At 67.3% G+C, this 9,136-nt stretch carries 9 protein-coding genes, 1 pseudogene and 1 riboswitch; of the genes and pseudogenes, 4 read left to right on the forward strand and 6 right to left on the reverse strand.

What is annotated here, in order from left to right:
• Together AUL32_RS25810 and AUL32_RS04965 are read left to right on the forward strand one after the other, a co-directional pair.
• Positions 1 to 206 (forward strand): hypothetical protein (locus AUL32_RS25810; RefSeq protein ID WP_210177810.1); only part of this gene is annotated, 206 nt, incomplete at its 5' end.
• A complete protein-coding gene (locus tag AUL32_RS04965) occupies positions 203 to 928 on the forward strand; it encodes a hypothetical protein (protein ID WP_062112258.1) in 726 nt (241 codons plus the stop codon). The genes AUL32_RS25810 and AUL32_RS04965, both read left to right, overlap by 4 nt.
• A gap of 292 nt (positions 929 to 1,220) precedes the next feature.
• Here the strand turns inward: AUL32_RS04965 and AUL32_RS04975 are convergent, their stop codons facing one another.
• Positions 1,221 to 1,595, reverse strand: a complete 375-nt coding sequence (locus AUL32_RS04975; protein ID WP_082659296.1) for an EamA family transporter — start codon at positions 1,593 to 1,595, stop codon at positions 1,221 to 1,223.
• Entirely contained in the window at positions 1,592 to 3,523 is a 1,932-nt protein-coding gene (locus AUL32_RS04980; RefSeq protein ID WP_082659298.1) for a DUF190 domain-containing protein, read from the reverse strand. Before AUL32_RS04980 ends, AUL32_RS04975 begins: the two co-directional genes overlap by 4 nt.
• Positions 3,524 to 3,610: 87 nt before the next feature.
• Positions 3,611 to 3,685, reverse strand: a riboswitch (Fluoride riboswitch).
• A 244-nt stretch (positions 3,686 to 3,929) separates the two neighbouring features.
• Between AUL32_RS04980 and AUL32_RS04985 the strand changes: the two genes are divergently transcribed.
• Positions 3,930 to 4,991, forward strand: coding sequence for a molybdopterin-dependent oxidoreductase (locus tag AUL32_RS04985; RefSeq protein WP_062112268.1), 1,062 nt, complete (start codon positions 3,930 to 3,932; stop codon positions 4,989 to 4,991).
• Between the two features lie 141 nt (positions 4,992 to 5,132).
• Here the strand turns inward: AUL32_RS04985 and AUL32_RS04990 are convergent, their stop codons facing one another.
• Entirely contained in the window at positions 5,133 to 6,515 is a 1,383-nt protein-coding gene (locus AUL32_RS04990) for a YncE family protein (protein WP_062112262.1), read from the reverse strand.
• Entirely contained in the window at positions 6,512 to 6,916 is a 405-nt protein-coding gene (locus tag AUL32_RS04995; RefSeq protein WP_062112263.1) for a DUF305 domain-containing protein, read from the reverse strand. Before AUL32_RS04995 ends, AUL32_RS04990 begins: the two co-directional genes overlap by 4 nt.
• 198 nt (positions 6,917 to 7,114) lie before the next feature.
• Between AUL32_RS04995 and AUL32_RS05000 the strand changes: the two genes are divergently transcribed.
• Positions 7,115 to 8,266, forward strand: a complete 1,152-nt coding sequence (locus AUL32_RS05000; RefSeq protein WP_062112264.1) for a TDT family transporter — start codon at positions 7,115 to 7,117, stop codon at positions 8,264 to 8,266.
• On the opposite strand, the gene AUL32_RS05005 is transcribed toward AUL32_RS05000, so the two are convergent.
• Positions 8,253 to 8,957 (reverse strand): uracil-DNA glycosylase family protein, encoded by a 705-nt coding sequence (locus tag AUL32_RS05005; RefSeq protein WP_062112266.1) that lies wholly within the window; start codon positions 8,955 to 8,957, stop codon positions 8,253 to 8,255. The genes AUL32_RS05000 and AUL32_RS05005 overlap by 14 nt on opposite strands.
• Positions 8,954 to 9,136, reverse strand: a pseudogene (locus AUL32_RS05010) (hypothetical protein); the annotation flags it as partial. The gene AUL32_RS05005 and the pseudogene AUL32_RS05010, both read right to left, overlap by 4 nt.

Below are 9,136 nucleotides of genomic sequence, written 5' to 3' on the forward strand. Positions count from 1 at the left end.
TCGGCAGGCGGCGGTCCGTCCGCGACCGCCGCGACAGCCTGGCCGCGCACTACCTGCAGAGCATCGCCGGTCTTCCCAGGCACGGCTACGACTCCACGAGGCATGCTCTTCGGCACACGGTCGGCGTCCTCCTGTCGGACGACCCGGCCGGCGACGTGTTGCTCCACACCTACGAGGCCCGTGCTGCCGAAAAGGAAGCGTCATGACCAGCTACAAGCGCCTCATCGCCCTCGACTTCGACGGCGTCCTCCACTCGTACACCAGCCCATGGACCGACGCCGCGACGATCTCAGATCCGCCGACGCCGGGCGCCATGGCGTTCCTCCGGGCATTGGTCGAGGACGACCGGTTCGAGGTCGTGATCGTGTCGAGCAGGCTGAAGGATCCGGGCGGGCTCACAGCGGTCCAGGACTGGCTGTGGGTCGAGCTGGTGACCGAGTTCGGCGCGACCGAGGCGAACCGGATCCATCTCGCGTTGCAGTTCTCCACGACCCGTCCGCCGGCCTTCCTGACGATCGACGACCGCGCCATGACCTTCGACGGGGCGTGGCCGGACCTCGACACGTTGGCGGCGTTCCGACCCTGGAATAAGCGGCCGACCGGGACGCCGGAGGGTAGGGCCGAGATCGACGCCCTGATCGCGAAGACGGCGGCGGCGAGGTCGGCATCGCGTCCCGCGCCGGCCGTCGACCTGGACCTCCTGCGCGAGGTCGCCCGCCGCGCCTACGCCGCCGGCTGCGGCGCGATCGAATACTATGAGGCGGACTGCCAGGAGGAGGTCGGGGCGATCCTGGACGACGTGCTCGTGCGGATGAAGGTGGCGGCCGAATACGACTCGCAGGCCGTTCGCATCGCGAGCGAGGGCATTCCACGCCGGACGTATCCGCCGGCCGAGATGGTCCCGGACGACGAGGGCGGCCGCGGCTGAGAAGATCACGATTTGGACGGCGGAGATGACCGCCGTCCTACGCGCCCACGCCTGGGGCCGGTCGTCGCCGGCCGCCATCGCGGCGATGTTGGGCATCTCGGAACGGGCCGTGCTCACGAAAGGCGGCAAGCTTGGCATCCGATTCAACTCGAGCTTGGAGCGCCCTGTCCGTGAGCGGATCGCGGACCTCGCCGCACTGGGGTGGCGGCCGTCGCGGATCGCCCGCTAGGTCGGCCTGGACCCCGACCTCGTGGCCATGCACCTGCCGCTGGCGATTTAGGGTGGATAGCCGTCAGTCCGCTCTGGAGACGCAGGTACGGACAGCCGACATTTTCGCGAGGACGACGCTCAGCTTGTCGATCGGCGCGACGCGCGCGGCGTCGCCGAGCTTCAGGGCACGGAAGCAGCAGAGCCAGGATCCTCCCGTCGCGATGCCCGACAGTACGAGGAACAGGTACGTCCGCCTGGAGATCGATCCTGGGGCCTGGAACTGTCCCGTCATCGCGAGGATCGCGCCGAGCACGAGAAGGATGACGACGGTCCGGATGAAGGTGGCGAAGTCGGAGTTGACGTTCTCGATCCCGATCTTCGCGAAGATCGCCGTGAGGGCGGCGAAGGCCGCGGACGAGAGTGCCCAGAACTGCCAGGAGGCGGCGGCGAACTTCATCGGGATTGCTCCATCGTGAGAGGCGACAGCGGCGAAGGTGATTGCCGCCGGTCGCGTCCGGGAATGCCAGTGGACTTCGCCGTCAGATCTGCGGAAGGGGGGTCGGCTGCCCCATCATCGTCGGCGACGGTGGTATCCTTAAGGGACCCGTCACCCTCTCCGACCGTCCAGTGCTCGATGTGCTTGAACACGATCACCTTGTCGCGGAGGAGCGCGCCATGCTCTCCGCAGAAGGTCTCGAGCTCGGGACGGTGCCCAACCAGTTCGACGCACATCGTCAGCTTCGGATTGAAATACTCCCCGCTCGGCTCCTGCGCGGCACCGTGGTTGCTGTAGCCGTAGTGGGTGTGGTGGGCGACGGCGTTCATGATCCCGGCCTTTTTGGCGAGCAGCACGAGTTCCCGGTAGAGGGGCTTCGCGCCCCATAAGACGAACCGCCCCGACCCCGACCCCTTGTCGCCGGGCTTCAGGTAGATGCGGAGCATCCCGATGTCGCTCGGGCTGACGTGGTGCGATTGGGTCAAGTCGGTTCCTGTCGAAGGTTTGAAGAAGAGTGGTTCGGCAACCCGGGCCGCCCGCCGGCGCTTGGGGAAGGCGAAGTCCGGCGCGGGCCTGCCGATGGTCCGGACCTCGCGCAGCGAGACGTCGGGCGGCAGGAAGCCGTGGTCGATCTTCGGCACGCCGACGCGCTGGGAGAGGTAGATGCCGGAGTGGCCGCTGAAGACGTATGCGAGGAAGCAGGCCGTCGCGATGTAGACGGCGTTCTCCGCCCCGAAGAGCTCGATGCCCATGATGGTGCAGGCGATCGGCGTGTTCGAGGCGCCGGCGAAGACGGCGACGAAGCCGATCCCGGCGAAGAGGTCGACGGGCGCCCCGATCGCATGGCCGATCGCGCTGCCGAGACCCGCGCCGATGAAGAAGAGCGGAGTGACCTCGCCGCCCTTGAACCCGCAGCCAAGCGTGACCACGGTGAAGAACAGCTTCCACGCCCATGCCCACTCGTCGGACCGGGCGGGGTCGAAGAAGCCGGAGATCGTCGCGTCCCCCGGGTTGGCCGACCACACGCCGAGGCCGAGATATTCGCGTGTCCCGAGGACGTAGACGAGACCGATGAGGAGGAGGCCGCCGAGGACGGGACGCAAGGGGGCGAAGGGCACGATGCGCTTCACGAGGCCCTGCACGGCGTGGAGGCTCTCGGCGAAGAACTGGCTGACGAGGCCGAAGGCGATGCCCGCCAGCGCGACCTGGGCGAATAGGAGGATGTCGAGCCTGAAGCCCTGCATCCCGTCCCCGACGCCAATGAGGAAGTGGGTGTGCTCGATGCCCCATTGCAGGCAGACCCAGTCGCCGACGACGGCCGCGACGAGGCAGGGCACAAGCGCTTCGTACTGGATGCGACCGACCGTCAGGACCTCGAGCGCGAAGATCGCGCCGGCGATCGGTGTTCCGAAGACCGCCCCGAAGCCTGCGGCGATGCCGGCCACGAGGAGGAGGCGGACCTCCTTCTGCTCGAGCCGCAACGCCTTGCCGAAGGCGGACGCAAAGCTGCCGCCAAGCTGGATCGCCGTCCCCTCGCGTCCTGCCGATCCACCGAAGAGGTGTGTGACCACCGTCGAGACGAGAATCAGCGGCGCCATGCGCAATGGCACGCCACCGCCCGGCTCGTGGATCTGTTCGACGATCAGGTTGTTGCCGCCCTCGGCCGACCCACCGAACCAGTGGTAGACGAGGCCGACGGCGAGACCGGCAAAGGGAAGCCAGTAGAAGAGGTTGGGGGTCTCGAACCTTGCCTTGGTCGCGACGTCGAGAGCCCAGAGAAACAGGGCGCAGGCCGAGCCGACGGCAGCGGCCATCGGCAGGACGAGCATCACCCACTTGGCGAGCACGAGCGCCTGGAAGGTCCGAGTGGCAAGGGCGTTCGGCGGCATGGTCGGCTCCTGTGCGGGCGGAGCGATCAGGCAGTCTGCATCGGGTGGGATGCGGGCCGGACATCACTACTCGCCCGCCATGTTGCGGGTGGAGTAGGAGTCATCAGCCCGTCGGGAGGCGGTTCGGCACGAGGCCCGGCAGAATCCATTGCCGTTTGCGACGTCTACGCGATCGTCGCGAGCACTGTCAACTAAGGCTTCATGTGCCGTCGGACACGCCTTCAGGGAACTGGTGATCGAAGGGAATGTTGCTCTGTTTCATGCAACTTACTGCCTTGGAGATGTCACCATGCCCACAAGACGGACCGTGCTCCAGGGGGCGAGTTGCCTCTTGGTGACTCATACGACATGGCCCACTTTGGCTGCTTCGGCGGCCACCGCTGCACCGACCGGGCCCGCCAGCGACCTGCTCGTCCACAGCAAGCTTCCTTTGAACGCCGAGACGCCGATCGCCAAGCTCCGGTCCTCCTTCGTCACGCCCCAGGCCGAATTCTACATCCGCGACCACGGCACCGTGCCGAAGATCGAGGAGGCGGGCTACAGGTTGAAGATCGGCGGCAAGGTGAAGATGCCGATCGATCTGTCGCTCTCGGATCTCAAGTCGCGCTTCCCGGAGCGCAAGGTCATGGCCGTCATGCAGTGCGCCGGCAATCGCCGGGCTGACATGGTCGACGTTGGATATGTCGAGGGTGACCTCTGGGGTCCCGGGGCGATTGGCAATGCGGAGTGGACCGGCGTCTCGCTGTCCGACGTCCTCAGCGCCGCAGGCGCCGAAGGCGGAACCGGGCTGCACGTCGCATTCTTCGCGCATGACGAGGTCGTCATGAAGGATGATCGTTTCGACTACGGCGTCTCGATCCCGCTCGAGAAGGCGATGACGCCGGATGTCCTCCTCGCCTGGGCCATGAACGGCGAGCCCTTGATGGCCGAGCACGGCTTTCCCCTACGCGTCGTGGTGCCCGGCTATGCGGGAACGCGTAGCCCCAAATGGTTGGCCTCGATCATGGTGCAGGACGAGGAGGCGGATACCCCGATCCAGCGTAAGGAGTATCGGCTCTTTCCTCCGACGACGACGAAGGAGACGGCCGACAAGGATCCGAACGTCGTCATCAACGACATGCCCTTGAACGCCGCGATCTGCATTCCGGCTGCCGGGGCGACGTTGAAGCCGGGAACGACGAAGATCGAGGGCTACGCGATCGGGACGCAGAATGGCGTCGCGAAGGTCGAGGTCTCCTACGATGGCGGCGAGAACTGGCATGAGGCCGCCATCGACAGGCGCGCCGACACCCAATGGGCGTGGGTCTTTTGGTCCGTCGTCCTCGACCTGCCCATCGGCCAGCACCAACTCGCCGTTCGTTCCTTCGACGAGGCCGGCGGTTCGCAACCCGGGGACATCGCGAAGATCTGGAACTGGAAGGGCTACCTCGCCCATTCTTGGCATCGTGTCCCGGTCAGCGTCGGTTGAGCTCTCCAAGGAAACGAAGGAATACCGACGCATCCGATCGGCGCCCGCGAATGCGCGTCCGATCGATGCATCCGTTGGCCGATGAGGCGAACACATGACGGGCGGAACCGCCCTGAGAAAGCGGCACGGACCCAACCGGCTCTAGCGGCTCGTGAGGACCGGGCTTGCGGTGCCCTTCAGACCCACGACCACGACCAGCCGCGGCTCCTTGCCCGCCATCGGCTCCCCGGGGGCGGCGAGCGTGCGCACCGGGCCGATGCTGGAGGCCATGCCGGCGCCCTTGTCGTTGGTCTTCAGCACCACAACGGGCTCGTCCTGCCCTTCGAAGAACACGCCGTATTCGGTCGCCGGCTTCAGCTTGGCGACACTGACGTCGATCGCATCGACGAGCCCGAGATTGCGCGAGACGACCATGCCGGAACCGTCCGCGCCCGCGGGGGCTTTGAGCGATAGAGTCAGGTTCTCCGGGCTTGCCTTCAGCGGCACGAGGTTTTCGGTGCCCGCACTTTCGGGAACCGCGCCCGGCACGAAGACCAGGGCCTGCGGGGCCTGTCCGATCGGGATCTCGGCGACGACCTTCTGCTCGGCCGTGTCGATCACGTCGACCTTGTCGCCGTTCTCGAGCCCGACGAAGATCCGGCTGCCGTCGTCGGATCCCCAGATGCCGTGCGGCAGGGCGCCGACGGGGATGGTCGCGACGAGCTGCGTCTTCTCGCCGGGCTTGTAGACCTTCACGACGTTCTCGCCGCCGATCGTCACATAGACCAGCGTCTCGCCGTCCACCGTGCCGAAGCCGAGATGGTTGGAGATCGGCCCGCTGTCGATCACCTCCGTCACCTCGAGCGTCCTGGCATCGACGCGCGTGACCTTGCCGACGTCCTTGTGCGTCAGCCAAACGTCGCTGCCGTCCGGACTCACCTGCACGAAGGGCACGAAGGGCGAGACGACGGGGATCCGCTTCACGAGCGCGTGGCTCGCGACATCGAAGACCTCGAGCACCGGATTGAACGAGTTGGCGACGAAGGCGCGTTTGCCGTCGCGCGAGAACTTGGTCATGCCCGGACCGCTCGTCGTCGGAATGCGGCCCGTCTCCTTGAGTGTCGCGGCATCGATCACCGACAGATAGTCCTCACCGCGCACCGTCGCCCAGACTTGCTTCCCGTCCGGCGTGAAGAAGGCCTCATGCGGATTGCGCCCGACATAGGTCATGCCCTTCACGGCATTGGTCGCCGTGTCGATGAAGGTGACGGAGTTCGTCACCGTTGAGACGACGACGAGTGTCCTGTGGTCTGGCGAGAAGCCGAGGCCGTGCACGTTGACCTCGCCCTTGTAGAGCGGGCTCAGAACGTCCGGGCGCGGGTTGCCGAGCCGGATCTGGCCCAGCAGCTTGTTCGCGACGGGATCGATGACCGAGACGGTGTTCGAGTTCTGGTCGGCGGTATAGACGCGGTCGGAAGCGGCAGGCAGCGCGAAGGCCGACGTCGAGACAAGGAGGGCGGCGGCGAGGATGGCGGTGCGGGTCATGGGGTCGTCTCCGGAACGGGTGCGGTCTTGTCGGCGGATGCGGCGAGCATCGAGCGCATCAGCGCGATCTCGTAGGTCTGTTCGGTGACGATGGACTGGGCGAGGTTGCGGATCGCAGGGTCCTCGGTCGAGCCGAGGACGGCCTTGGCCATGTCGATCGCGCCCTGGTGATGCGGGATCATCTGGGACAGGAAGTCGTGCTCGGGATCGCCGGTCAACGGAGCCGACATCATGCCGGCGTGCATCCTCTCCATCGCTGCGGCGGTCGCTTCGGCATAGTGCGAGCTGTCGGGCGTGGCCGGCGCCATTGCCGGGTGCTGATGAGCGGGCGCGTCCTGCGCCTTGGCCGAGGAGAGTAACGCCCCGGCGAAGGTCAGGGTCAGGAGAAGCGTCTTCAGCATGGAAACGGAGGATCCTCGAAGTACGGGTCGGGAAGAAGACGCATGCGGACGGCTTTCATTCCCGTGGCGGCAACATTTATTCGAGGCGAGGCGCCCGAACGGGATCTATCGCCTCGATCGATCGGAATAACCGGAACAACGCGTTGGATCGAACGATCGCGGTGGCGCATGGTCTGCGCAGGACAAGGACCCTCCCCAATGACCTTCGAACAGATGCGCGCCGTCACCCTCGGGCTTCAGCCGCTATCGCGCCTCGACAGCCCGCGTGAGGTCGTGCGCCAGTTCACCCCGAACTGGTTTGCCGCCACGATGGGCACCGGGATCCTCGCGATCGCGCTGTCGCAGTTCCAGGCAGACGTGCCGATGCTGCATGCCTTGGCCGAGGGCCTCTGGATGTTCAACATCGCGCTCTTCACGCTCTTCGCCGGCCTCTACGCCGCCCGCTGGATCTTCTTCTTCGACGGGGCCAAGCGCATCTTCGGCCATTCCGTCGTGTCGATGTTCTTCGGCTGCATCCCGATGGGCCTCGCCACCATCGGCAACGGCTTCCTGATCTTCGGCCTGCCGCGCTATGGCGAGGTCGCGGTCGGGATCGCCGAGACGCTCTGGTGGATCGACGTCGCGATGGCGGCGGCCTGCGGGGTCGCCATTCCCTTCATGATGTTCACGCGCCAGAGCCACACGATCGACCAGATGACCGCGGTCTGGCTCCTGCCGGTGGTCGCGGCCGAAGTCGCCGCCGTCTCCGGGGGACTGCTCGCGCCGCATCTCGTCGACCCGCATTCCCAGCTCGTCTTGCTGACGCTCTCCTATGCGCTCTGGGCGCTGTCGGTGCCGATCGCGCTCAGCATCCTCGTCGTGCTCCTCCTGCGCATGGCCATCCACAAGCTGCCGCACGCCAACATGGCGGCGTCGAGCTGGCTGGCTCTCGGACCGATCGGCACCGGCGCGCTCGGGCTGATGACGCTGGGCGGCGCGGCTCCCGCGATCCTGTCCGCCAACGATCTGGAGCGCTTCGGCGCCTTCGCGGAAGGACTCGGCCTCTTCGGCGGCCTGCTCCTCTGGGGCTATGGCCTCTGGTGGCTGGCGATGGCCGTGCTGGTGACGCTGCGCTACCTGCGCGACGGCCTTCCCTTCAACATCGGCTGGTGGGGTTACACGTTCCCGCTCGGCGTCTATGCCGTCGCCACGCTGAAGCTCGGCACGCTCCTGCCGATCGCCGCCATCCACGTCTTCGGCGCGGTGCTCGTCGCGGTGCTGGCGGTGCTTTGGGTGATCGTCGGCACGCGGACGGTGCGCGGCGCCTGGCGGGGCGATCTCTTCGTCTCGCCCTGCCTCAAGGCCGGCTGAGAGAAGGAGGGGCAGCCGCCGGCGGGCGGTTGTCGAGGAACGCGGCGACGCCAGCCCGGAACCGGACCGCGCCACCCTGGGCGGGGTGGCGCACGTAGGTGGCGGGGATGCCGAGTCCGTCCGCCGCACGCTGCGCCACCCGGCCGATGCAGAGGATACGGCGCGGCTCGAAGATCGCGACGATCATCGCCAGCACCTCCCGGTGCTCGGCGATCTCGGTCCAGGTCGGCGTCCGGTTGCGCAAGGGCCGGACGCCGCGATGGGGATGGAAAAGCACCGCGTTCCAGAACAGCGGCAGCGAGGCGGGCATTGCGTTCCAGATCTCCCGGGAGGTTCCGGACTCCCGGGTCGGCCGGATCTCGCGGGTCGCCCGTGCCAATGGCGGATCGAGGCGAAGCCGCTCCGACAGGTCGGCGAGCCGCCCGTCGCCCGTGAACGGCACGCCGGTCCGGCGCGCCCCGAAGCGCGAGGGCGCTTCGCCGAGCCAGAGGTCGCTGACGCCACGGTCCGCCATCGCGGCGAGATAGCGTTGCAGATTGCGACGGCGGGTCGCCGGCGCGTCCGCGTCCTCGATCTCCGCGTCGAACCCGGCATACGGGTTGAACAGGTCGGCCTTGCCGGGCAGCGCCGCGAGACGCTCGAGGATCGCGTCGACCGAAAGTCGTCCGAACGTGGTCGATGGATCGATCACGCCGGCGGCACCTCGACCGCCGGGAGCTCGGCGAGAAAGGCGGCGACGGCGCGGCTGCGGTGACGGTCCCTCGCCAGCACCGAATGGAACCCGCGCGACGGCAGGTCGAAGGGCAGCGCCACTAGCATCCCCGTGCGAAGGCCGGCATCCGCGACCACGGCGGGGAGGATCCCGAGGCC

The sequence above is a fragment of the Aureimonas sp. AU40 genome (assembly GCF_001463785.1).
GTDB lineage: Bacteria > Pseudomonadota > Alphaproteobacteria > Rhizobiales > Rhizobiaceae > Aureimonas.